We start from the raw sequence: 22,670 nt of genomic DNA, 5'->3' as shown, positions 1-22,670 counted from the left end.
TGCGGCGCGGCGCGGGATGCGCCGCCGCCGGGTCAGACGGCGAAGAGGTCTTCGACCGGATGGTTCAGGGTGCGGGCCAGACGGACCGCCAGGCTCAGGGACGGCGCATAGAGGCCGGTTTCGATGGCGCGCAGGGTCAGGCGAGAGACGCCGAGCCTTCGGCTGAGCTGGCCCAGCGACATCTGCTGCTGGTTGCGCAGGTCGCGCACGCGGTTGGCGACCCGGCTCATCCGGCCCGCCGGTTCAGCAGCAGGGCCAGACCATAGCCAACCGCCTGTCCCCCCAGCAGGCAGAGAAAGCCGGTCGCGGCCCATGCGGCGGGGCCGTGCAACAGCGGTTCCATCAGGGTCACGCCTTTGCTCAGCAGGGCGCCCAGTGCGACGGCGCTGGCGACGACGCCCAGATTGCCGCCCGTCCACCAGGCCTTGCGGTGCGCGTGGCGCGTCGTCTCGTCCAGCCCGCGCCACCAGACGCCATTATAATGGATCATCGCCAGCGTCAGGCCGATCAGCAGGACGACCAGGCCCAGCGGGGGCGGGGCGCCGAGGCTGCTGGGCCACAAGGGCGTATCGACCTTGGCGGTCAGGCTGACGGCGGCCAGGGCCGCGGCGATGGAAATGACGGTCTTCTGGTCGTGGGTGTGTTCGGTGTGTTCGAGATGTTTCATGACAAGCTCCCCTGTCGTTGTGACAAGGGAGCTTTACGGTGTGCATCAATGGTAAGTCAAGCGTCATTTACATCGAGACAATGACGCTTGCTATTTTCAGGTGTCGGGATGCACCCCCGGGGTCTGGACGATTAGGTCGCCGGGCTGGCAGTCCAGTTCACGGCACAGGGCGTCCAGGGTGGAGAAGCGGACGGCGCGGGCCTTGCCGGTCTTGAGGATCGACAGATTGGCCAGGGTGACGCCGACGCGGTCGGACAGTTCGGTCAGGGACATGCGGCGTTCGAGCAGCAGGCGGTCCAGCTGGATCATGATCATGGCGCGCTCCTCTCAGACCGTGGTCATCTGTTCGTCGCGCATGGCCGACCCCTGCCGGAACACCTCGGCCAGGATGAAGACCACCAGGATGCCCAGCCAGGACCCTAGGTCGAAGTCATAATCGGACGGCGACTGCCCGATGCTCTGCGGCGCCACGAAGACCAGCAGAAGCGCCGTCAGCTGGATCCCGATCAGGCCAAAGCCCACGGCCTGAAGCCGTTTGACGTTGGCGAACTCGAAGGCGTCGCCCTGATTGACCGACAGCAGAATGCGCCGCAGCCGGTTGATGATCCACCAGGTGAAGCCGCAGGCGAGGAAGGCGCCCAGCAGGGTCAGCCTACCCGTCATTTCGAAACTGGTATGGGGATCGACATCGACGCCTTTCAACCCGTCCATCAGCCCTGCGCCGAAGCTTGGAAAGATCAGGCTGAGGACCAAGGCGCCCCCGACCGCGATCGCGCCGATCATCACGAAGACGTTTGCAAAACCCAGGACCAGCCGCACGGCGCTCGCGATGGATCGCTTACCGATCATTTTCATTTTTTCGTCACTCCAATCGGGTCGCCCTCCGCGACCGCCTTGGTGACTATCGATATGGATTTATCGATAAACGGGCAAGAACATTATCGATAAACGAGATGAAGCTTTCGTAAGGTTCGGCGTCAGGCGCTGAAGCCCCAGGCGACGCGGGCGGCCTCCAGCCGGGCCAGCTTGGCCTGGAACGGCGTCCAGTCGTCGTCGGTCGCGATGGCGGTCCAGATCGCCTCGACCTCGTCTATCAGCATCTCCTCGGGCTCGCGGGCGGCGAACATCGGGTGTTCCAGCCGTTCGATCCGGTCGGGCTCATGTTCCATCAAGGCGAAGCGGAAGGCGTCGAAGGCCTCGCCCTGATAGAGTTTCGCGCGCGGTCCCGACAGGGCGCGGGCCGAGGAGGCGAAGCCGCCGAACCAGTCGAAGAACAGCGGCTCCCACCGCATCGCCGCGCCGCCTTCCCGCAACAGGGCCAGGGTCGCATCGACCAGCCGCTGATCCGCCGCCTGGCCCAGGCTCAATACGCCCAGCCGCATCAGGAAGGCGGCGCGCAGTTCGCGGATATAGGCCGGCCCGAAGCCGTTCAACGCCTGCGTCAGCGGTTCGACATCGGCGACCAGCTTCAGACAGCCCGCCAACTGCGTCAGGTTCCAGAAAACCGCCTCGGGCTGACGCGCGAAGGCGTAGAGGCCGGTCTGGTCGAAATAGGCGGCAGTAAGGGCCGGATCGTATTCGGGCAGGAACCGCCAGGGGCCATAGTCGAAGCTCTCGCCCGTGACGTTCAGATTGTCGGTGTTCAGCACGCCGTGGACAAAGCCCGCCGCGATCCAGCGCGCCGTCAGTTTCGCCGAGGCCTCGACGATGGCGGTCAGCAGGCCGGGCGCATCCCCGGCGGCGACCGTCGGGTGATACAGGGTGCGGACATGTTCGATCAGCGCCTCGATCTGATCGACCCGCCCCAGATAGGCGGCGCGCTGGAAGGTGCCGAACCGCACATGGCTGTGCGACAGCCGCACCAGGACGGCGGACCGCGTCGGCGACGGCTCGTCCCCGCGCTCCAGCGCCTCGCCGGTCTCGATCAGGGAGAAGGCCCGGCTGGTGGGGACGCCCTGCGCCTCCAGCATCGCCGCCGCCAGCACCTCGCGCATCCCGCCCTTCAACGTCAGCCGCCCGTCGCCGCTGCGCGACCAGGGCGTCGTGCCAGAGCCTTTCGTTCCCAGGTCGAGAAGTCGACCTGGGGCGCTACCACTCGCGACGCGGTCGCTCGTTGCTTGAGCGCGCGGCGTTTCGCGCATTTGCGCCGCCAGGAAGCCGCGCCCGTCGCCCAGGTCGGGATTGTAGTGGCGGAACTGATGACCGTGATAGCGCATGGCGATGGGGCCGGGCTGGCCGGGCAGGGGCTCGAACCGGCCGAAGGCGGCGATCCATTCCGCCTCGCTCAACCCCTCCAGCCCGACCTCGGCGGCGGCGCGGTCGTTGCGGAACCGCAAGATCGTCTGCGGAAAATCGGCGGCCTGAACCGCATCGGCATAGTCGGCGCCCAGGTGGAAGAAGCGCGGTTCGGGGCGGTAGGCGGGGGAGACGGGCATGGGAGGCTAGGTGCGTGTCCGAAGGGAGGAGCGCAACCTCTCTTCTTCGTCTGGACAGCGGTTGGCTTGGCGGGCCGCATCCTCTATTCTGGCTTCAGCCATCAGGTCGCTCCGCGCGGCCAGGCCGGCGCGCTCCGTAAGGGGCGACGAATCCGGTCCGACGCCCGTCGATAACCTGGCGTCACGACAGCTTCAGTATTCCGTTAGGAGGCCGCCGTGGCGCGCAAATTCACTCTCGATTTCCTCAAGACCGAGGCCGCATCCGGCTCGGCCCTGGCGCTCGCCGCCATCGCCGCCGTGTTTGTGGCCAACTCGCCGTGGGCGGGGGACTATTTCACCTGGCTGAAGAGCTATCATGTGCTCCAGATCGGCCCGATCCGGCTGGAGGAGACGATCTCCGACTGGATCAAGGAAGGTCTGATGGCGATCTTCTTCCTCGTGGTGGGGCTGGAGATCAAATACGAGATCGTGCGTGGCGAGCTCAGCGATCCGCGTAAGCTGGCGACGCCGGTGCTGGCGGCGCTTGGCGGCATGGCGGGACCGGCGGCGGTCTATCTGCTGCTGTCGGCGACCATGGGGGCGCCGCATGCGGGCTGGCCCATTCCGCTGGCCACCGACATCGCCTTTGCGCTGGCCATCTTCGGCTTCGTCGGCAAGGGACTGCCGTCGTCGCTGCGGGTCTTCCTGCTGACCCTGGCCATCGTCGATGACCTTGGGGCCATCGCCCTGATCGCGGTTTTGTTCAGCGAGGGGGCGAACTGGACGCCGCTGTTCTGGGCCCTGGGTCTGATCGCCATCGGCGGCGTCCTGGCCAGCCGGGTACGTCTGGCCTCGCCCTTCTGGGTCGTCGGCTTTGCAGCCGTCTGGTACCTGACGGTCCTGTCGGGGCTCAGCACATCGCTGACCGCCGTAGCCTTCGCCATGATCGTGCCGATCAAGGCCAGGAAGGAAGACCGCCAGAGCCCGCTCAAGGAGGCCATCCACGACCTGCATCCGTGGAACGCCTTTTTGGTCCTGCCGCTGTTCGCCTTCGCCAAGGCGGGGGTCTCCTTCGCCGGTCTGTCGATGGAGCAGGCGTTCGCCCCCCTCGTCATCGCCATCGCGCTTGGCCTGTTCTTCGGCAAGCAGATCGGGGTCATGGGCATGGCCTGGCTGGCCTCGGCGCTGAAGATCGGGGCGCGGCCGACGGGCGCCAGCTGGCTTCAGGTCTATGGCGTCTCGCTGCTGTGCGGCGTGGGCTTCACCATGAGCCTGTTTATCGGCGTGCTGGCCTTCCCCGGCGCGGTCGATTCGCCCGAGCAAGTCGAGGTCAAGCTGGGCGTCATCGGCGGCTCGATCCTGTCGGCGATCGCGGCGGCTCTCGTGCTGGGTTTCGCCGGTCGTCGCCGCCAGCCCGATCCGGTCGCCTTGCAGCCTGAAGTCGAGCCTCTGGGGCCGAAAAGCGGGCAAAAACTGACCTAACGTCAGCGTTTTATGTCTCTTCCCTGACACACAAAGGCCAATCCGCGGCGAAAAATCGTCGCGGGTAACAACGCTCGCTTGTCCGTGGGGCCGAAGCGCGCTTAGCCTAGCGATAACGAACGATCCCCCAAGAAGGGGACGTCGATTGGGACAGGAAACGCCGTGATCGCCTGGTGCGGTCACAGCTTCAGCCGGGAGGACGCCTATGCGCCGCAATCTTCAACTCAGAACCACCGTGTCCGCCGCTGTCGTGGGCGCCGTCGTCTTTGGCTTCGCCGGCGTCGCCGCCGCGCAGGACGCCCCGGCGACCGTGGACGACATCATCGTCACCGCCCAGAAGCGCGAACAGAGCCTGCAGGACGTGCCGATCGTGGTCACGACCCTGTCGCAGGAACTGCTGGACGGCGCCGGCGTGCGCGACATCAAGGATCTGCAGATCCTCACGCCCGGCCTGACCGTCACCTCGACCCAGTCCGAAGCCTCGACCACCGTCCGCATCCGCGGCGCCGGCACCGTGGGTGACAACCCCGGCCTGGAAAGCTCGGTCGGCGTGGTCATCGACGGCGTCTATCGCTCGCGCAACTCGGTCGGCTTCGGCGACCTGGGCGAACTGAGCCGCATCGAGGTCCTGAAGGGACCGCAGGGCACCCTGTTCGGCAAGAACACCTCGGCCGGCGTCATCAACATCATCACCGAGCGCCCGTCGTTCGATCCGTCGATCTCGGCGGAACTGACCGGCGGCAACTTCGGCGCCATCGGCGGTTCGGTCTCCGTCACGGGCGGCCTGACCGACCAGATCGCCGGTCGCCTGTTCGTCGCCCACCGCGAGCGTGACGGCTTCTATGACGTCAATGTCGGCGACGGCCCCAACAGCAAGACCGAAGACAACACCCAGAACTACTGGACCGGCCGCGGTCAGCTGCTGATCCTGCCCAGCGACGACGTGTCGGTCCGCCTGATCGCCGACTACACCAAGCGCGACGAGTTCTGCTGCTCCGCCGTGCAGACGCGCGTTGGCCCGTCCCAGGCCTTCATCGCCGCCCTGACGGCGCCCAACGGCCCCGGCCAGCGGCCGCCGGTCGCCGGCTTCGGCACGGTGCCCTTCTCGCGCCTGGCCTATTCCAACCGCGAGACCCCGCAAGAAATCGAGGACATGGGTCTGTCGGCGGAAGCTGTCATCGACTTCCCCAGCATCAACGCCACCCTGACGTCCCAGACCTCGTGGCGTGACTGGTCGTTCCAGCAGGGGATGGACCTGGACTACACCGGCGCCGACATCCTGTACCGCGCCAACGACGGCTCCAACGGCTATGGCGTCGACAATCTGACGCAAGAGTTCCGCCTGGCGGGCACGACGGACAAGTTCGACTGGCTGGTCGGCCTGTTCGCCACCAAGGAAGGCGTCTATCGCGACGACAGCTACGTCTATGGTTCCGACTACAACGCCTTCGCCTCCTTCCTGCTGACGGCGTCCTTGCCGGCCGCCGTCGGTGGTCCCAGCCCGTCGCGCCTGGGCTGCTTCACCAACCCGAACGGCTTCCTGGTCGGCACGGCGGGCGCGGGTGCGGGCCAGCCGCTGTGCGTCATCGGCGCTGTGCCGCCCAGCGCCGCCGCCCCGACCTTCTCGGCCGGCAAGGCATATCAGGACCACTATTCGCAGCGCTCGGAATCGGTGGCCCTGTTCACCAACAACACCTACCGGGTGACCGAGGCCTTCGATATCAACCTGGGCCTGCGCTACACCTACGACAGCAAGCGCCTGCTGGGCGTTCAGGATAATCTGGGCTCCAACGGCGCGGCCTGCGGCGGCGCCCTGGCCAACCAGAACCCCGCCAATCGCACGGTCTCGCCGATCCCCGGCACGGCCAACATCGCCACCCCGGCCGCAGCTCTGGGCCTGCTGTGCCTGCCCTGGTCCAACCCGCTCTACGACAATCGCCGGATTCAGGAGAAGTTCAGCGACACCGACCTGTCGGGCACCATCAAGGCGTCCTACCGGTTCAACCCGTCGATCATGGTCTATGGTTCGTATGCACGCGGCTACAAGGGCGCGGGCTACAACATGGATCGGGTGCAGACGGGCGTGACGCCGGACGCCTCGCTGTTCTTCGCCGCCGAGACGGTCGACAGCTATGAGGCGGGTATCAAGACGACCCTGTTCAACCGCACCATGCTGCTGAACCTGACCTACTTCGATCAGAAGTTCGAGAACTTCCAGCTCAACACCTTCCTGGGCACCGCCTTCGTGGTGGAATCCATCCCCGAGCTGACCTCGCGCGGCGTCGACGCCGACATGGTCTGGTTCACCCCGGTCGAGGGCCTGTCGTTCCAGGGCGGCGTGACCTACACCGACGCCAAATACGGCGAGTTCGGCGCGGGCGACCTGTCCAGCCCCGGCCGCTTCCCGCAGCTGTCGCTGCTGCCGGGCGCGCGCGCCTCGTTCGCTCCGGAATGGTCGGTCACCGGCGCCCTGGCCTTCGACCGCGAACTGGGCGGCGGCCTGCGCGGCGGGTTCAACCTGTCGGCCAAATATTCGACCGAATACAACACGGGCTCGGACCTGCTGCCCTACAAGAACCAGGACGCCTTCACGGTCGTCAACGGCCGGGTCTCGATCGGTTCGGCCGATGAGCGCTGGACGCTGGAGGTCTGGGGCCAGAACCTTCTGGAAGAAGAATACACCCAGGTCGGCTTCGCCGCGCCTCTGCAAGGCACGGCCTTCGCCAACACCACGACGCCCCAGGCGGACGGCACCTTCTACAACATCGCCACCGACACGGCGACCTACAACGCGTACCTCGGCGCCCCCCGCACCTACGGCGTGACGCTGAAGGTCAGATACTGATCGTCAGTCCCCAAGACTGAACGACGAAGGGCCGACCAGGCAACCGGCCGGCCCTTTTTTGTTGGGTGAAGGCTATCCGCCGCCTTCTCCTTCATTTCGTCATCCTGGGCCTTGTGCCCAGGATCCAGACTCCCGGTGTCCAACGGCGGCGCACTCTGCCGAAAGACCGGGAGTCTGGATCCTCGCCACAAGGGCGAGGATGACGGATAGGGTGGGTCGTCCTCACTCCACCACCGTCCCCGGCCTCGGCTTGGCCAGCTCGCGCTGTCCCGCCGTTGAGCGGCTCAGGATGCCGCGGCCCCAGCCGGCGATGTCGTCGACGATGGTGAAGATGGCTGGGATGTAGAGCAGGGACAGGAAGGTCGAGGAGATCAGGCCGCCCAGCACGGCGATGGCCATGGGCGAGCGGAACTGGACGTCGGCGCCGACCCCCATGGCGATGGGCACCATGCCCGCCCCCATGGCGAAGGTGGTCATCAGGATGGGGCGGGCGCGCTTGTGCGCCGCGTCCATGATGGCCTCGTGGCGCGGCATGCCGTCCCGCTCGGCCATGATGACGTAGTCGACCAGCAGGATGGAGTTCTTGGCCGCGATCCCCATCAGCATCAGCACCCCGATCAGGGCCGACATGGAGAAGTTGGCGCCCCCGATGGCCAGGGCGATGAAGGCGCCGCCGATGGCCAGGGGAAGGGCCGCCATGATGGTGATCGGATAGGCGAAGCTTTTGAACAGCAGCGTCAGAACCGCATACATCAGCAGGATGCCCGAGGCGAAGGCGATGGCGAAGCCGGTCAGCATTTCCTGGATGAACTCGGCGTCGCCGGCCGGCACTTGGCGCACGCCGGCGGGCAGGTTCTGGACCGAGGGCAGGCGGTTGACCGCGGCGCCTGCCGCGCCGGTGGCGATGCCGTCCAGCTCGGCGCTGATCGAGGCGATCCGCGACCGGTCCTGGCGGGTGACGGTGGCGGGGCCGGCCCCGAACTGGATGTCGGCGACGGCGCTCAACGGCACCGAGGCGCCGTTGTTGCCCGGCACGCGCAGGTTCTCCAGCACGCTCAGATCCTCGCGGGCTTCCTCGGTCAGTTGCAGGCGGATCGGGATCTGGCGGTCGCCCAGGTTATATTTGGGCAGGTTCTGGTCCACGTCGCCGATGGTGGCGACCCGCACGGCCTGGGAGATGGCGCCGGCCGACACGCCTGCCAGGGCCGCCTCGTCGGGGCGCGGCGTGACCAGGATTTCAGGGCGCGCGATGGCGGCCGAGTTGACGACGTTGGCCAGGCCGGGGACGCCGCGCATTTCCTGTTCGACCTTGCGCGCCGCGGCGTTCAGGGCGTCGGGATTATCGCTCAGGATCGAGAAGGTGTAGCTGGTGCCGTCGCCGGGACCGCCGCCCTGCTGGGCGATGCCGGCGCGGATGCGGGCGCCGGGGATCTGTTTCAGCTCGTCCACCATGACCCGCGCGAAGGCCTGCTGGCTCAGGTCGCGGTCGCCCTTGGGCACCATGTCGGCATAGATATTGGCCTGGGTCACGTCCTGACCGCCGACGGCGGCATAGACGGAAGTGACCTCGGGCCGGGCCTCCAGCCGCCTGGTGACCTGCTGAACCACGGCGTCGGTCTGGCGCAGGGTCGAGCCCGGCGGCAGCTCGACCTGGAAGGCGGCGCGGGCGGTGTCGCCGGGCGACATGAACTCGAACGACATCTTGGCCACGACGGCCGTGGCGACGGAGCCGACCAGGAACAGGATGCCGAGGATCAACACCTTCCACCGGTTGCCCAGCGACCAGCGCAGCGCCTTCAGATAGCCGCCCATCCAGAACGGATCCTTGTCCTCGTGATGGCTGTGCTTGAGGATGAAGGCCGCCATCAGCGGCGTCAGGGTCCGCGCGACCAGCAGCGAGAAGGCCACGGAGACGCAGGCCGCGAGCGCAAAGGCCTTGAAGAACTGGCCGATGATGCCCGGCATGAAGCCGACGGGCGCGAAGACGGCGATGATGGTGGCCGTGGTCGCCACGACCGCCAGGCCGATCTCGTCGGCGGCCTCCAGCGAGGCGTCGTAGGGCGGTTTGCCGTCGCGCATGTGGCGGACGATGTTCTCGATCTCCACGATGGCGTCGTCGACCAGGATGCCGATGGTCAGCGACAGGGCCAGCAGGGTGACCACGTTCAGCGACTGATCCAGCGGGCCCAGGATGGCGAAGGTCGGGATCAGCGACATCGGCATGGCCATGGCTGCGATGAAGGTGGCCCGCCAGTCGCGCAGGAAGATGAAGACGATGATGACCGCCAGCACGGCGCCCAGCAGCAGGGCCTCCAGCGAAGCGAGGTAGCTTTCCTCGATCTCCTCGACGCTGGCCGTGACCTGGCTGATCGTCAGTTCGGGATGGGCCTCGTCGAGTTTCTTGACCTCTTCGCGGACCCGTTCGGCGACCTTGACCTCGGAGGCGGTGCGCGAGCGCAGGAAGTTGAAGGTGACGGCCTCCTGGCCGTTGTAGCGGGCCAGGCGACGCGGTTCGCTCCACTTGTCCTCGACCTTGCCCAGATTATCCAGACGCACCGTCTTGCCGTCGCCAAGCGGGATCAGGGTGCCGCTGAGTTGCTCGACCGAGGTCGCGGCGCCCAGGGTGCGCACGGCGCGCTCGGACCCGGCGATGGTGACGCGACCGCCCGGCAGGTTGTTGTTGACGTTGTTCAGCGCCTGGCTGACCTCGGCGGCGGTGACGCCGTATGCGGCCAGCCGTTGCGGATCCAGTTCGACGCGGATTTCGCGATCCACCCCGCCCGAGCGGTTGACCTCGCCCACGCCGCCCAGGGCCAGCAGGCCGCGGCTGACTTCGTTGTCGATGAACCAACTGATCTCTTCCGGCGTCATGGTCGGCGAGCGGACCACATAGGTGATCAGCGCGTCGCCGGTGATGTCGATGCGCTGAACCGCCGGTTCCTGCATGTCCTGTGGCAAGGACGCGCGCAGGCCCGTCATGGCGTTGCGCACGTCGTTGGTCGCGCGGTCGGTGTCGGTGCCCAGCTCGAACTCGATCGTCGTGGAGGACACGCCGTCGGTGATGTTGGACGTGATGTGGCGCACGCCCGACAGGCCGGCCAGCGAATCCTCGATCAGGCGCGTGACCTGGACTTCCATTTCCGCCGGGGCCGAGCCGGGGCGGGCGGCCGTGACGGCGACCAGGGGGAAGTCGATGTCGGGGTTCTGATTGATCCGCATCCCCATGAAGCCGACCACGCCGCCGAGCGTCAGCAGCAGGAACAGCAGGATGATCGGGATCGGGTTCTTGATCGCCCAGGACGACATCTGATTCATGGTCGTCGGTCCTACTTCTTGGCCGCCGGGGCCGCCGGCTGGGCGGCAGGTGCGGCCGGAGCCGCGCCCACGGCCTGGGCGACGTTGACGCGGTCGCCTTCGTTCAGGAAGCCGGCCCCGTCCACGGCGACGCGGACGCCGACGTTGACGCCGCTGACCGCCGTCTGGGCGTCGGTGCGCGACAGGATGGTCACCGGCTGGAAGTGGACCGTGCTGTCGCCGTTCACGACGAAGACGCCCGGCTTGTTCTCGCGATACAACACCGCGCCGGTCGGCACGGTGGTCGCGGGCTGGTCGCCGACGGCGATGTCGGCGCGGGCGAACATGCCGGGACGCAGCTGGGCGCCGGGCGACAGCGAGATGCGCGCCAGGCCCAGGCGGGTGGTGGCGTTGACCTCGGGCGTGACGATGCGGACCGATCCGGTGGTCTGACCCGCCTCGCTGGAGGTCACGGTCGCCGACTGGCCGGCGCGGATCAGGCCCAGCTCGGTCTCGGGCACTTGGGCGTCCAGCTCAAGCCGGCCGTCGCGGACCATGCGGAACAGTTCGGTCCCGGCGGCGATGATCTGGCCTTTGGTCACGCTGCGGCTGATGATCAGGCCGCCGACGGGCGCGCGGATGGTCGCCTGAGACAGTTGCGTCTGGGTCTGGGCCAGGGTCGCGCGGGCCGCCGCCAGATTGGCGTTTGAGGCGCGCTGGTTGGCCAGGGCCGTGTCCAGCGACGCCTGGCTGAGGAAGCCGCGTTCCTTCAGCTGCTGGGCGCGGTCCAGGGCGGCGTCGTCGCGCGCCACATTGGCCTGGGCCAGCTGGACCTGGGCCTGCTGCTGCTGAAGTTGGGCGCGCAGCAGGACGTCGTTCATCTGCACCAGGGCCTGGCCCTGGCGGACGTAGGAGCCTTCGTCCACATAGACGGCGACGGCGGTCAGGCCGCCGGTCTCGGCCGCCACCGGCACCTCTTCCCAGGCCGAGACGGTGCCCGATGCGGTGACGGTGCGGTTCAGGCTGGTCTGGGCGACGGTCGCGGCGCTGACGGTCTGGCGCGAGCCGCCTGCGGCCTTCTCTTCCTTCTTCTCCTCGCCATGTCCGCCGCAGCTCGCCAGCAGGAAGGCCGACAGGGCCATGGCGCCGACGTTGAGAACGGTGCGGGTCGTCTTGGACACGGGGGAAATCCTCGGTTGCAGGCGAAGCGGATCGCCGGCTCGCGCCGGTTATCGGGAGGTCTGTCCCATACCGCGTCCGCGAAACCTTCTCAAACGGCGAAGGCGTTTATTGCGAAGGCTTAATGTGACGCCGGCGCGGGCGGGATCGGCCGTGCGGCTGGTCCCCGCCCTCTACGCGTGATAGGGGCGCGCGGATGACGACTCCCCCTATCTCGAACATTCGCAACTTCAGCGTGGTCGCGCACATCGACCACGGCAAGTCGACCCTGTCCGACCGACTGATCCAGTACACCGGCGGCCTGACCGCGCGCGAGATGTCCGAGCAGGTGCTCGACAACATGGACATCGAGAAGGAACGGGGCATCACCATCAAGGCGCAGACCGTGCGTCTGAACTACAAGGCCAAGGACGGCCAGGACTATGTCCTGAACCTGATGGACACGCCGGGCCACGTGGACTTCGCCTATGAGGTCAGCCGCTCGCTGGCGGCGTGCGAGGGTTCGCTGCTGGTCGTGGACGCCTCGCAAGGGGTCGAGGCCCAGACCCTGGCCAACGTCTATCAGGCCATCGACAACAATCACGAGATCGTCCCCGTCCTGAACAAGGTCGATCTGCCGGCGGCCGAGCCCGAGCGGGTCCGGGCCCAGATCGAGGACGTCATCGGCATCGACGCCTCCGAAGCCGTCCTGTGCAGCGCCAAGTCCGGCATCGGCATCGAGGACGTGCTGGAAGCCATCGTCACCAAGCTTCCGGCGCCCAAGGGCGACCCGAATGCGCCGCTGAAGGCCATGCTGGTGGACGCCTGGTACGACCCCTATCTGGGCGTCGTCGTGCTGGTCCGCGTCTTCGACGGCGTGCTGAAGACCGGCATGCGGGTCAAGATGATGCGCAACGGCTCGACCCACCTGATCGACCGCGTCGGCGTCTTCTTGCCCAAGAACACCCCGGTGGACCAGTTGGGCCCCGGCGAGGTCGGCTTCATCACCGCCCAGATCAAGGAAGTGGCCCACGCCGCCGTCGGCGACACCATCACCGACGAGAAGAAGCCAACCGCCGAACCGCTGAAGGGGTTCAAGGAGGTCCAGTCGGTGGTCTTCTGCGGACTGTTCCCGGTGGACGCCGCCGATTTCGAGGACCTGCGCGCCGCCATCGGCAAGCTGCGCCTGAACGACGCCTCCTTCACCTACGAGATGGAATCCAGCGCCGCGCTTGGCTTCGGCTTCCGCTGCGGCTTCCTCGGTTTGCTGCACCTTGAGATCATTCAGGAGCGTCTCAGCCGCGAGTTCAATCTCGACCTGATCGCGACGGCGCCGTCGGTGGTCTACAAGATCGGCCTGCGCGACGGCTCCGAGATCGATCTGCACAACCCGGCCGACCTGCCCGACGTGATGCAGATCGAGACGATCAGCGAGCCGTGGATCAAGGCCACCATCCTGACGCCCGACGAATACCTCGGCAGCGTGATCAAGCTGTGCCAGGACCGCCGCGGCCAGCAGATCGAACTGTCCTACGTCGGCGCTCGCGCCATGGTGGTCTACGAATTGCCGCTGAACGAGGTGGTGTTCGACTTCTACGACCGGCTGAAGTCGATCTCTAAGGGCTACGCCTCGTTCGACTACGAGATCACCGAATACAAGGTCGGCGACCTGGTGAAGATGAACATCCTGGTCAACGCCGAACCGGTGGACGCCCTGTCCATGCTGGTCCACCGCGCCCGCGCCGAGACGCGCGGCCGGGGCATGGTCGAGAAGATGAAGGAACTGATCCCGCCCCACCTGTTCGTCATCCCGATCCAGGCGGCCATCGGCGGCAAGATCATCGCCCGCGAGACGGTGCGCGCGCTCCGCAAGGACGTGACCTCGAAATGCTACGGCGGCGACGCCACGCGCAAGAAGAAGCTGCTGGAGAAGCAGAAGGCCGGCAAGAAGAAGATGCGTCAGTTCGGCAAGGTCGAAATCCCGCAGGAAGCCTTCATCGCCGCGCTGAAGATGGACGACGATTGATCGTCTAGCGACAATCCTCTCCCTCCCCCGCAGGGGGAGGGAGAATTAGAGTATGCGCCGCCGTCAGTGCGCGCCGTTCAACTGCTCGAACACGGCCTCATAGCCGTTCGCCTCGGCGAAGCGCAGGGGCTTGACCCGTTCGACCAGGATCTCGCCGCGCGGGGTCTCGCCGCGTTCGATCAGGCCGATCACCTCGGCGGTGAACTCGGCGAGGGGCATGTAGGCGGGGTTGTCGGCATGGCCCGGCATCAGGTCGGTGGCCACGCCGGGCGGCGCCAGTTCCAGCACCTCGACGCCGGTGTCGCGCAACTGGTGACGCAGCGACTGGGTCCAGGAATGGATCGCCGCCTTGGTCGCATTGTAGGTCGGTGTCGCCGTCAGCGGGATGAAGGCCAGGCCCGAGGTCACCGTCATGATCGTCGCCTCGGCTTGCTTCGTCAGGTGCGGCAGAAGCGCGGCGGTCAGGCGGATCGGCCCCAGCAGGTTGGTGGTGATGGTCGCCTCGGCGGTCGCCAGGTCGAAGGGCTGGGCCTTTATGTCCTCCAGCTTCATGATGCCGGCGTTCAGGATGACGGCGTTCAGGCCGGGGTGATCCTTGACCACCTGGACGCCGAAGGCGGCGATGGCGGCGGCGTCATCCACATCCAGCGTCGCCCAGGCCATGCCGGGATTGGCGGCGGCCGTTTCCTTCAGCACGGCCTCGCGGCGGCCGGTGATGATGATTTGATTGCCGCGCGCATGCAGGGTTTCGGCCAGGGCCCGGCCGATGCCGGTGCCGCCGCCGGTGATCAGAATGGTGTTGCCGGTGATGTTCATTCGGGCGCCTTTCAGGGGTGCGTTAGCGATGGCGATGAACTATGGCTTACGCTCTCCATTAGAAAGTAGGCACCAGGAACTGCCATACTTACCCAGGCGAAAGATTTGGACATGACGGCCGTTCCGCCCGCAAAAATTTCTCATCCCGAAACCGGCGAGACCGCCGACCCGCGCGTCGAGGCCCTGGTCAACGACGTGATCGGCCGGGTGGCGGACAAGTGGACCATGCTGATCCTGGAGGTCCTGGCCGAACACGGCGAGCAGCGCTTCACCCGCGTCGGCGACCTGGTCGGCGGCATCAGCCAGAAGATGCTGACCCAGACCCTGCGTCAGATGGAGCGCGACGGCCTGGTGATCCGCACCGTCCACCCGGTCATCCCGCCCAGGGTCGAATACCGCCTGACCGACCTGGGCGTCACCCTGGCCGAAGCCTTCTGCGGCGTCTGGACCTGGGCCGAGAAGAACATCGACCGCATCGAGGCCGCAAGGGCGGCGTTCGATGAAAACAAGGGGTAGGGGCGGCCGGTCGCGCCGCCCGAACTTGGTAATTTGCGCCTAGTCGAAGTTCGTGGATTTGGAGAGCGCTTCCCAAGTGGCGATCTCTGATCGCATCTGGTCCAGCTTCTGCTCGACCACAGCCAGCGCGTCCTCGCCAAGGAAGAGCCGCGTGGGCGGCGCGTCGGAATCGACGAGCTTCAGCAACGCCTGGGCGGCCTTGGTTGGGTCGCCCGGCTGGTGGCCGCTCTTGGCCTGTCGCGCAGCGCGGATCGGGTCCATGATGGCGTCGTAGGCGGGGATGCTGCGCGGCGCACGGTCCATCGAACGTCCGGCCCAGTCGGTGCGGAATTGCCCGGGCGCCAAGGCGGTCACATGGATGCCGAGCGGCTTGACCTCCTTGCCCAAGGCCTCGGAAATCCCCTCCAGCGCAAACTTGCTTCCGCAATAGTAGGCGATGCCGGGCATGGTGATGAAGCCGCCCATTGAGGTGACGTTGATGATGCGGCCGGAGCCACGCTCGCGCATGCCGGGCAGCACGGCTTTGATCATCGCCACTGCGCCGAAGACATTGGCGTCGAACTGGCGGCGCAGATCGTCGATCGACGACTCCTCCACCACGCCTTCCTGGCCGTAGCCGGCGTTGTTGACGAGAACATCGACCGCGCCGAACCGACGCTCGGCGTCAGGGACTTGAGCAGCCACGGCGTCGAAATCGGTGACATCGAGCATCAGCGCGTGAGCCCGGCCCGGCGCCAGCGCCTCATGCGCCGACGCGGCCTGTGCGTTGCGCACGGTGCCGATCACCACGTGACCGGCCTGCAAGGCTGCAGTGGCGAAGGCCTGCCCCAGACCGGAGCTGACCCCGGTGATCAGAAACGTCTTTGTCGATGCGGTCATTGCGGTTCTCGAAATCGTCGGATGGGATGAATAAATTATATCATGATATAGATTGTTGACGCAAGAAGCGGTCTGGATCACCTTGGTCCTCATGGTCGAGATGTCCCTCCGAGAGCAGAAGCGAACAATCACGCGCGAGGGGGTGCTTGACGCAGCCGAACGCCTCCTTCGCGCCGATGGCGACGCTTCGTTCTCAATGCGCGATCTGGCGGCCGAGGCGGGCGTGAGCTTCGCCACGCCTTTCAATCATTTCGGAAGCAAGGCGGCCATCGCGCAGGCGCTGTCGGCGCGCCGCATCGATCTGATGAGCGAGCGCTTTCTAGCGACTGCGCCTTCCGGCGATATGATCGACCGTGTGCTCGCCGCCGTCTCGATCGCTGTCGCCGTCATGCTTGAGGAGCCCCAGATCAACCGGGCGATCATCCGGTCGCTGGGCTTCCCTGGCGCCAGCCCGAGCGAAGTCAGCGCTCAGTCCCGCGCCTTGTGGGCCGCTGCATTCGGCGACGGCGACGGCGTCGATCCCGCCTTGGCCAAGGCGGCCGTCGAGCGTGTGCCCGAACAGCTGGCGATCGCCTTTCGCGGTTGCCTGTCTTTCTGGATCGCCGACGAGATCACAGATGCTCAGCTGCCTGAAAAGGCGCGCACGACGGCCCTTATCGTGCTTCTGGGCTTCGTTAGGTCCGAGAGGCGCGCCGGTCTGTTGTGGCCGTGAGGCGCAAAAAGAACCGACTGCCGACGTTCGCCTAAAGGCGGCTAACGGCGCACCATATCGACCGTTCCGATGGGGCCGCCGAGGGGCAGAAATCGCACCCTCAAGTCGACCTTGCCCGCGAACCCCTGGCGCGTCCGGTCCGTCAGGGTGAAGATCATCCTCATGCCGTCAGAGGCCGAAACGACGTTCAGCGCGCCGTTTCTTATGCGGCATTGGGCAGGGACCTCATCGACGACGCAGCCCAAACGCCCGCCCGATTGCGCCGTGATCGTCAGCGGCTGGACGAGCGGGCCGCCGTCCCGTGACTTGAAGGTGACGTTGCGACCCTGCCCTTCGATAGGCGTCATCCGAAGCGACCAGTCGCCGATCACGTCGCGGGCGACGATGGGCGCCGCCGTCTGGGCGATGGTCGCGCCGCCCAGGAGCGATGACGCCAACAGGGCCGCTCCGATCCTGTGTTGTTGTCCCATGTCGTCCTCCCGAGGCTCCCCGTCAGGATGTTGGGGCGACGACTGTCGATTGGCACGTGAATTTTCGGACAGTTTGGGCCGGTCCTCAGTCCTGCACCTTCTCCGTGATGAAGTGCCGGCCCTGCTTGTCCTCGATCTCGACCACCCACAGGTCGGGGTCGTAGCCGCGCTGGCGGGCGATGTAGGCGTCCAGCTCGCTTTCGCTGTCGGAGGTCACCGGCTGGATCCACAGGCGGTCGCCGTCGGTTCCGAAGGCCTCGGTGTAGAGCCGGGCGGTGCGGGTCGACGCATCATAGGCCTTGACGATGACCGAGCCGGCGCGGTCGTCGCCCTTCTTGACCACGGTGGCGTAGGCGCCCTCGATCTGGGCGCGGCGGATCAGGGCGCTGACCCACAGGTCGCTGGAAAGAAGCAATTCGCTAACCCTGCTCGAACACGGAACCCCAACCCTGGCGGGCTAGGGTCGGGATATGAGGATAGGCCTTTCCCCCCGGCGGACCCAAGCCCTGATATCGGCGCTGCTTATCGCCGCGACGCCCGTCGCCGCGTTCGCCGCGCCGCAGGACCGCTTCTATGAGCGCAGCTTCGTGCTGGCCGCCAACGACCGCTGCGGCCTGTTCGAGCCGCAACTGACCGCCGCCCTGACCGCCGCCGCCTATCAGGCGCGGGGCGCGGCCCTGCGGGCGGGCGCCAATGATCGCCAGCTGGCCGAGACGGCGCAGCGGGCGCGGGCGCGGGCGGGATCGACGCCCTGCGGCTCCGCTGATCTGAAGACGGTCAGCGGCCGGGTCCAGACCGCCTTTTCCGGCTGGTCGCGCGTGACCAAGATGGAGTTTCCCGGCGACCGCAGGGGCTGGAGCGCCGACCGCGCCGCCTACGCCCGCCCGACCTGGCGGCTGATGCAGGCGACCGTGACCGGCGCCTCGCCGGTGCGGTTCGGGGTCGTGGGCGGCATGGACCGGCCCGATCAACTGGCGGCCGTGGTGTCGTGGCAGGGGCGGTCGCGTCCGACCGGGGTGCGGGTGGTGATGCGCGACCACACGGTGGCGCCGCGTCCGTGGCTGGCGCACGACCTGCCGCCGGTCGCCCAGCGCCGCGCCTTCTGGGCCGCCGGCGTGACCAGCGCCGACGCCATGCTGCTGTCCGAAGGCCGCCCGGCCGGTCAGGCCTGGCTGTTCCCCGCCGCCGCCGCCGACGCCCTGTCGGCGCTGGACCCGCGCGAGGTCTTCACCGTGGAATTCCTGTTCCGCGATGGCAGCATCGCCCGTTCGACCTTCGAGGCCGGTGATTTTGCGGCGGGTCGGGCATTCCTGGCGATGGGGCAGGTTTAGGCGGTCGGTTTATCTCCCGCCGCGGTCAATCACCGCTGCCGTTCAGCCTGATATTTCGATGCTTCCGAAGCCTTCACTTCGTATCCAAGTGGCGTTCGGACGAGATCTCTGGCCAGCGGTATGACTCCGCTAGGCATGATCGGTAGCGCCGCCGTGTCGGGCCAGCGCTGTCGTATCTTTGGGATCAATGCGCTTTGTAACTCTGATGAGCGTTGGAGATTCTCACCCTTCGAAAAGCTGATCCAAACGCGCCCGATATGGTCAGCTCCGTCCATTGCAGAGACCATGTTTTCTTCATCGTTTCCGCGCCAGATCGAGGCGTTGAGAGTCAGCGGTGACACGCGCGACATGGCTCTCAGTTGGTCGTCGGATGCAGCATCGAGGTGATAGCCCTGCGCCTCAGCTTCCTTGCGCATCAACGCCAGAAAGTCGGACTTATCGGTTGCCGTTGGTAGCGGAACCTCGAAAGCGGCCACCGTCTGCAAGCTTTCGGGCTGGTCGGCCACGCAACCAATGCACAGCAGCGCGAGCAGGGGCGAAAGTCGAACCATGTTCCATGATCTGACAGATCATGGATGGGGTCAACGACGGCTTTCCTCGTTAGCAGGCCAGCCGGCCAATCTCATCAAGCCTCGACCGTGACCGGCGTCGCCTCGGCGACCGTCTCGCTCACCTCCTCCACCACCATCACCGGCAACCGGATCATCACCGCCGCGCCTTCGCCCAGGGTGCTGTCGATGGTCATGCGGCCGCCGTGCAGTTCGGTCAGGGAGCGGACCAGGGACAGCCCCAGGCCCGTCCCTTGCGCCTTTTGATCCGCGCCGCCGGCCTGTTCGAAGGGGCGGCCCAGGCGTTTGAGGTCTTGCGGCGCGATGCCGACGCCGGTGTCGGATACGGCGAGGTCCAGGTCCGGGCCGTCCGCGTCCAGGGTGATGGTGACCGAGCCGCCGGCGGGGGTGAACTTGACCGCATTGGACAGCAGGTTCAGCGCCATCTGCTTCAGGGCGCGGGCGTCGGCGCGCACCTTCACCGGCTCGGACGGCAGGACGGCGGCCAAGTCCACGCCCTTGTCGTCGGCCTGGAGCCGGACCAGGGCGACGGCGGCGGACACGGCGTCGCGGGCGTCGAAGGCCTCCATGACCAGCTGGTAGCGTTCGGCCTCGATCTTGGACAGGTCCAGCACGTCGTTGATCAGGTCGAGCAGGTGGCCGCCCGCCTGGTGGATGGCGTCGGCGTATCCGGCGTAGCGGTCGGGCAGGGGGCCGAACAGCTTCTGGCGCATGATGTCCGCAAAGCCGATGACGGCGTTCAGGGGGGTGCGCAGCTCGTGGCTCATGTTCGCCAGGAAGCGGGTCTTGCCGGCGGACTGGGCCTCGGCCTCGACGCGGGCGGTCTCAAGGCCGAGTTCGCGGGCGAACTGGGCCGTGCCGTCGAAGGCCTGGGCGATCAGGCGGGGGTGGTCGCCGTCGTTGTGGAACGGCCCCAGGATCATGACGACACGGCGATCCAGGGCGATGCGCGGGGTGAACTGGACCTCGACCTGCTGGCCCGACAGGGCGCGGGCCAGCGCCGCGGACACGGCCGGGCGGTCCGGCGCATGGACGGCCGAGATCAGCCCCTGCTCGCTGAGCGCCAGCACCGACAGGGCGGGCGGCGGATTGCCCCAGGTCGCCACGGCGCGACCGGACGGATCGAGCAGCAGGGTCAGGGCCGGCTGGTCTTCCAGCAGGGCGGCGATGCGGGCGGCCTGTCCTTCCGCGTCGGCCAGGCGGCTTTGACGCTCGCTCCAGGTCAGGCGCATGGCGGCGATGATCGCGCCCATGGCCAAGAGGCCCGAGACGGCGGCCAGCAGCGGGCCTTGCGCCTCCGGCCCGTTCAGCCAGGTCGAGATCAGGCCCGACAGCAGCGGCAAGGCGACGGCGAAGGCGCCCAGCCGCGTCAGTCGGTCGGCGCCTGTCCTGCCATGATCCAGGGCGATGCCGGCGGCCAGGGGCATCAGGATCAGCCCCGGCAAGGCCCCGGTGACGCCGCCCGTCAGCCCCGCTGACGCTGTCGCGGCCAGCAGCCAGCCGGCCATGGTCGCGAACCGCAGGCCCGCTGTGTCGCGCACCATCAGCACCACGCCGAAGATGCCGGGGAAGGTCATGATCAGCAGGGCTGCTAGCGGCGCGTCCTTCAACCCGTCCAGCATCTGGGCCGCCAGGGCGGTCAGTGCGACCGCCACGGCCCAGATCGCGTGCCACAGGGCGACCAGCGGCGCGCCACCTTGATCGTGGGGGCGTCGGTCGTCCTGTAATCTGGCGTGGGCGTCGGTTTTCAAGCGGTCGGGCCGTTGTTCTGTCTGCGTCCAGACTAGTCTCCGCCTTGAGTCGGAGCGAGGCCGCTCCCCCGTAAGGCGAACCCCATGGCGGCGTTCACCATGAATATCGGGGGACAAAACGGCCGGTTGTCGTTAACGGCCCGGCGGCCTATCTGGCGGGCCATGAGCGCGCGCACCCCTCCGACCGACAGCATTGACCAGACCCTGGCCGAACTGGCCGAGGATTTCGACCTGCTGGGCGATTGGGAACAGCGGATCGAATATGTCATCGAACTGGGCAAGGGGCTGGCGCCGCTGGACGAGGCCGACCGGCTGGAAGCCAACAAGGTGCCGGGCTGCGCGGCCCAGGTCTGGCTGGCGACGACGTCGGCGGACGGGCGACTGTGGTTCGCCGCCGACAGCGACAGCGCCCTGTCCAAGGGCAATGTCGCCCTGCTGCTGAAGCTCTATTCCGGCCGCACCCCGGCCGAGATCCTGGCCTTCGACGCCCGCGCGGCGCTGGACCGGCTGGGCCTGCCGTCGGCCCTGACACGTCAACGCGCCAATGGTTTGAACAGCATGGTCGGCCGCATCCGCGAGGCGGCCCTGGCTTAACGGCCTTGCCGCCGGCATCCTGAGCCCGCGATAAAAACAGGGTGCAATCTGTGCACTCTGTCTCAAATCAGCCGATCCCGTAATGGTCGGCCAGGGCCTGCAGCGCCTGTTTCAGGACCGTCTTGCCCTGGCGGCGGCGCAGGCCCAGGCCGGTTTCGGCCAGTTGCAGGCTGTCGCCGTGGATGCAGATACGGGTCAGAATGGGGCGCAGGCGCGGGCCGACGGCGCAGAGCGCGCCCTCGACCCGGCGGGCGGCCGACAGGGCGCGGTCGGTCGGCTCCATCCGGGCGGCGGTTCCCGATCCGCTGTGGGGCAGGGCGTCCCAGCGCATGGTCAGGGACGGCCCCTTCATCGCCTGTTCGGCCTCGCGACGCAGCCGCTCGCCCGCGGCGGCCTCGGCCGGGGTCAGCCAGGGCCGGCCCGAGGCGTCCTTGCGCCGCGCCAGCCAGGCGATGGGGCTTTCGCCCAGGTTGGCGCGGTGGCGCACCAGCCGACCGTCGGCCTGGATCAGGTCGCGCTCGCCCGCGACGAAGCCGGGGCGGCCGGGGCGAGGGGGCGCGGTTTCGTCCGCCGTGGTTCGGGCGATCCAGCCGCCGCCCGGTCGGGCGCGCAGGCCCGGCTGATCGACCAGGGCGCGGAACTCGACCTCCGTCAGGGTCAGGCTGATGCGGCTGCGGCGATCCGCCGACAGGCGCAGCGCATAGACGCCCCCACTCCCCGGGCTGTCGGCCGCCAGCCAGGCGCCGGGCCGCGCCATCAGGCCACGCGCGCGTTCCAGCAGCCGGCTCATTGGACCAGGTCCAGGCGCGGGGTCTGGTACAGGCCCTGGATACAGGTCTCCAACTCGTTCAGCAGGTCGTCGACGGGACGCCGCTCGCGCTCATCCTCGACCCAGCGGCAGGCGGTCCCGACGCTGGCGCGATTGACGCCGAAGACGTGGCTGACCCGCTCCAGCGTCCAGCCGAAGGCGACGTGCGACAGATACATGGCCAGCCAGCGCGGCCGGGCGGCGCGCGGGTGCATCCGGCCCCCGCCGATCATCTGCGACGGCTGCGCGCCCGTGCGCGCCGCGACCAGATGGATGGCCAGCCCCGCCTTGACCCGGTCCTCCTCGCTGACCGGCACCCTGTAGTCCTCCATGGCGAA

At 67.4% G+C, this 22,670-nt stretch carries 22 protein-coding genes; 7 read left to right on the top strand and 15 right to left on the bottom strand.

Annotated elements, in window-relative coordinates:
* Nucleotides 1-32 precede the first annotated feature (32 nt).
* From ACP69V_RS11160 to ACP69V_RS11140, 5 genes are all read right to left on the bottom strand, one after another.
* A complete protein-coding gene (locus tag ACP69V_RS11160; protein WP_426023893.1) occupies nt 33-230 on the bottom strand; it encodes a helix-turn-helix transcriptional regulator in 198 nt (65 codons plus the stop codon).
* Nucleotides 227-667: a hypothetical protein gene (locus ACP69V_RS11155; RefSeq protein WP_426023892.1), complete on the bottom strand. Its 441-nt coding sequence runs from the start codon at nt 665-667 to the stop codon at nt 227-229. The genes ACP69V_RS11160 and ACP69V_RS11155 overlap by 4 nt, the downstream gene beginning before the upstream one ends.
* Nucleotides 668-763: 96 nt before the next feature.
* Complete coding sequence (locus ACP69V_RS11150; RefSeq protein ID WP_409719844.1) at nt 764-982, bottom strand: helix-turn-helix domain-containing protein; 219 nt, start codon at nt 980-982, stop codon at nt 764-766.
* Nucleotides 983-994: 12 nt separating this feature from the next.
* Entirely contained in the window at nt 995-1,522 is a 528-nt protein-coding gene (locus ACP69V_RS11145; protein ID WP_426023891.1) for a DUF2975 domain-containing protein, read from the bottom strand.
* Between the two features lie 122 nt (nt 1,523-1,644).
* Nucleotides 1,645-3,102, bottom strand: coding sequence for a protein adenylyltransferase SelO (locus tag ACP69V_RS11140; RefSeq protein ID WP_426023890.1), 1,458 nt, complete (start codon nt 3,100-3,102; stop codon nt 1,645-1,647).
* 216 nt (nt 3,103-3,318) lie between these two features.
* Here ACP69V_RS11140 and nhaA point away from each other — a divergent pair, with 216 nt between their 5' ends.
* Together nhaA and ACP69V_RS11130 are read left to right on the top strand one after the other, a co-directional pair.
* Nucleotides 3,319-4,563 carry a Na+/H+ antiporter NhaA gene (gene nhaA, locus ACP69V_RS11135; protein ID WP_426023889.1) on the top strand — a complete coding sequence of 415 codons (1,245 nt, stop codon included), beginning with the start codon at nt 3,319-3,321 and terminating at the stop codon, nt 4,561-4,563.
* A 205-nt stretch (nt 4,564-4,768) separates the two neighbouring features.
* Nucleotides 4,769-7,408, top strand: coding sequence for a TonB-dependent receptor (locus ACP69V_RS11130; protein WP_426023888.1), 2,640 nt, complete (start codon nt 4,769-4,771; stop codon nt 7,406-7,408).
* A 222-nt stretch (nt 7,409-7,630) separates the two neighbouring features.
* On the opposite strand, the gene ACP69V_RS11125 is transcribed toward ACP69V_RS11130, so the two are convergent.
* Both ACP69V_RS11125 and ACP69V_RS11120 read right to left on the bottom strand, forming a co-directional pair.
* Nucleotides 7,631-10,723: an efflux RND transporter permease subunit gene (locus ACP69V_RS11125; protein ID WP_426023887.1), complete on the bottom strand. Its 3,093-nt coding sequence runs from the start codon at nt 10,721-10,723 to the stop codon at nt 7,631-7,633.
* Between the two features lie 11 nt (nt 10,724-10,734).
* The gene (locus ACP69V_RS11120; protein WP_426023886.1) at nt 10,735-11,883 is read right to left on the bottom strand and encodes an efflux RND transporter periplasmic adaptor subunit; all 1,149 of its coding nucleotides are present in this window, start codon (nt 11,881-11,883) and stop codon (nt 10,735-10,737) included.
* 194 nt (nt 11,884-12,077) lie between these two features.
* Between ACP69V_RS11120 and lepA the strand changes: the two genes are divergently transcribed.
* On the top strand, nt 12,078-13,886 hold the full coding sequence (lepA, locus tag ACP69V_RS11115; RefSeq protein ID WP_426023885.1) for a translation elongation factor 4: 1,809 nt from the start codon (nt 12,078-12,080) through the stop codon (nt 13,884-13,886).
* A 63-nt stretch (nt 13,887-13,949) separates the two neighbouring features.
* Here the strand turns inward: lepA and ACP69V_RS11110 are convergent, their stop codons facing one another.
* Nucleotides 13,950-14,702, bottom strand: coding sequence for an SDR family oxidoreductase (locus ACP69V_RS11110; RefSeq protein ID WP_426023884.1), 753 nt, complete (start codon nt 14,700-14,702; stop codon nt 13,950-13,952).
* Nucleotides 14,703-14,813: 111 nt separating this feature from the next.
* Between ACP69V_RS11110 and ACP69V_RS11105 the strand changes: the two genes are divergently transcribed.
* On the top strand, nt 14,814-15,218 hold the full coding sequence (locus ACP69V_RS11105; RefSeq protein WP_426023882.1) for a winged helix-turn-helix transcriptional regulator: 405 nt from the start codon (nt 14,814-14,816) through the stop codon (nt 15,216-15,218).
* A 39-nt stretch (nt 15,219-15,257) separates the two neighbouring features.
* Here ACP69V_RS11105 and ACP69V_RS11100 read toward each other — a convergent pair whose 3' ends face one another.
* On the bottom strand, nt 15,258-16,097 hold the full coding sequence (locus tag ACP69V_RS11100; protein WP_426023881.1) for an oxidoreductase: 840 nt from the start codon (nt 16,095-16,097) through the stop codon (nt 15,258-15,260).
* Nucleotides 16,098-16,149: 52 nt separating this feature from the next.
* Here ACP69V_RS11100 and ACP69V_RS11095 point away from each other — a divergent pair, with 52 nt between their 5' ends.
* Entirely contained in the window at nt 16,150-16,809 is a 660-nt protein-coding gene (locus ACP69V_RS11095) for a TetR/AcrR family transcriptional regulator (RefSeq protein ID WP_426023880.1), read from the top strand.
* A gap of 41 nt (nt 16,810-16,850) precedes the next feature.
* Here ACP69V_RS11095 and ACP69V_RS11090 read toward each other — a convergent pair whose 3' ends face one another.
* Nucleotides 16,851-17,246 (bottom strand): hypothetical protein, encoded by a 396-nt coding sequence (locus ACP69V_RS11090; protein WP_426023878.1) that lies wholly within the window; start codon nt 17,244-17,246, stop codon nt 16,851-16,853.
* Nucleotides 17,247-17,364: 118 nt separating this feature from the next.
* Nucleotides 17,365-17,694 (bottom strand): DUF1491 family protein, encoded by a 330-nt coding sequence (locus ACP69V_RS11085; RefSeq protein ID WP_426023877.1) that lies wholly within the window; start codon nt 17,692-17,694, stop codon nt 17,365-17,367.
* 55 nt (nt 17,695-17,749) lie between these two features.
* Here ACP69V_RS11085 and ACP69V_RS11080 point away from each other — a divergent pair, with 55 nt between their 5' ends.
* Nucleotides 17,750-18,610: a hypothetical protein gene (locus tag ACP69V_RS11080; protein ID WP_426023876.1), complete on the top strand. Its 861-nt coding sequence runs from the start codon at nt 17,750-17,752 to the stop codon at nt 18,608-18,610.
* Between the two features lie 29 nt (nt 18,611-18,639).
* Here the strand turns inward: ACP69V_RS11080 and ACP69V_RS11075 are convergent, their stop codons facing one another.
* A complete protein-coding gene (locus ACP69V_RS11075) occupies nt 18,640-19,161 on the bottom strand; it encodes a hypothetical protein (protein WP_426023875.1) in 522 nt (173 codons plus the stop codon).
* A 74-nt stretch (nt 19,162-19,235) separates the two neighbouring features.
* Nucleotides 19,236-20,930: a sensor histidine kinase gene (locus ACP69V_RS11070; RefSeq protein ID WP_426023874.1), complete on the bottom strand. Its 1,695-nt coding sequence runs from the start codon at nt 20,928-20,930 to the stop codon at nt 19,236-19,238.
* Nucleotides 20,931-21,092: 162 nt separating this feature from the next.
* On the opposite strand from ACP69V_RS11070, the gene ACP69V_RS11065 reads away from it, so the two are divergent.
* A complete protein-coding gene (locus ACP69V_RS11065) occupies nt 21,093-21,524 on the top strand; it encodes a SufE family protein (protein ID WP_426023873.1) in 432 nt (143 codons plus the stop codon).
* A gap of 67 nt (nt 21,525-21,591) precedes the next feature.
* Here the strand turns inward: ACP69V_RS11065 and ACP69V_RS11060 are convergent, their stop codons facing one another.
* Nucleotides 21,592-22,314: a DUF6456 domain-containing protein gene (locus ACP69V_RS11060; RefSeq protein ID WP_426023871.1), complete on the bottom strand. Its 723-nt coding sequence runs from the start codon at nt 22,312-22,314 to the stop codon at nt 21,592-21,594.
* On the bottom strand, nt 22,311-22,664 hold the full coding sequence (locus ACP69V_RS11055) for a chromosomal replication initiator DnaA (protein WP_425985744.1): 354 nt from the start codon (nt 22,662-22,664) through the stop codon (nt 22,311-22,313). The genes ACP69V_RS11060 and ACP69V_RS11055 overlap by 4 nt, the downstream gene beginning before the upstream one ends.
* Nucleotides 22,665-22,670 lie beyond the last annotated feature (6 nt).

Origin of the sequence: Brevundimonas sp. PWP3-1b1 (assembly GCF_049896065.1) — a bacterium.
In the GTDB taxonomy this organism is placed as follows: Bacteria; Pseudomonadota; Alphaproteobacteria; order Caulobacterales; family Caulobacteraceae; genus Brevundimonas; species Brevundimonas intermedia_B.
Note: the sequence above shows the minus strand (reverse complement) of the source record. Positions and strands in the feature narration are given on the sequence as shown.

Coding starts and splice junctions, on each gene's coding strand:
- ACP69V_RS11160 (WP_426023893.1), bottom strand. CDS start 230: ATGAGCCGGGTCGCCAACCGCGTGCGCGACCTGCGCAACCAGCAGCAG.
- ACP69V_RS11155 (WP_426023892.1), bottom strand. CDS start 667: ATGAAACATCTCGAACACACCGAACACACCCACGACCAGAAGACCGTC.
- ACP69V_RS11150 (WP_409719844.1), bottom strand. CDS start 982: ATGATCATGATCCAGCTGGACCGCCTGCTGCTCGAACGCCGCATGTCC.
- ACP69V_RS11145 (WP_426023891.1), bottom strand. CDS start 1,522: ATGAAAATGATCGGTAAGCGATCCATCGCGAGCGCCGTGCGGCTGGTC.
- ACP69V_RS11140 (WP_426023890.1), bottom strand. CDS start 3,102: ATGCCCGTCTCCCCCGCCTACCGCCCCGAACCGCGCTTCTTCCACCTG.
- ACP69V_RS11130 (WP_426023888.1), top strand. CDS start 4,769: ATGCGCCGCAATCTTCAACTCAGAACCACCGTGTCCGCCGCTGTCGTG.
- ACP69V_RS11125 (WP_426023887.1), bottom strand. CDS start 10,723: ATGAATCAGATGTCGTCCTGGGCGATCAAGAACCCGATCCCGATCATC.
- lepA (WP_426023885.1), top strand. CDS start 12,078: ATGACGACTCCCCCTATCTCGAACATTCGCAACTTCAGCGTGGTCGCG.
- ACP69V_RS11110 (WP_426023884.1), bottom strand. CDS start 14,702: ATGAACATCACCGGCAACACCATTCTGATCACCGGCGGCGGCACCGGC.
- ACP69V_RS11105 (WP_426023882.1), top strand. CDS start 14,814: ATGACGGCCGTTCCGCCCGCAAAAATTTCTCATCCCGAAACCGGCGAG.
- ACP69V_RS11100 (WP_426023881.1), bottom strand. CDS start 16,097: ATGACCGCATCGACAAAGACGTTTCTGATCACCGGGGTCAGCTCCGGT.
- ACP69V_RS11080 (WP_426023876.1), top strand. CDS start 17,750: ATGAGGATAGGCCTTTCCCCCCGGCGGACCCAAGCCCTGATATCGGCG.
- ACP69V_RS11075 (WP_426023875.1), bottom strand. CDS start 19,161: ATGGTTCGACTTTCGCCCCTGCTCGCGCTGCTGTGCATTGGTTGCGTG.
- ACP69V_RS11065 (WP_426023873.1), top strand. CDS start 21,093: ATGAGCGCGCGCACCCCTCCGACCGACAGCATTGACCAGACCCTGGCC.
- ACP69V_RS11060 (WP_426023871.1), bottom strand. CDS start 22,314: ATGAGCCGGCTGCTGGAACGCGCGCGTGGCCTGATGGCGCGGCCCGGC.
- ACP69V_RS11055 (WP_425985744.1), bottom strand. CDS start 22,664: ATGGAGGACTACAGGGTGCCGGTCAGCGAGGAGGACCGGGTCAAGGCG.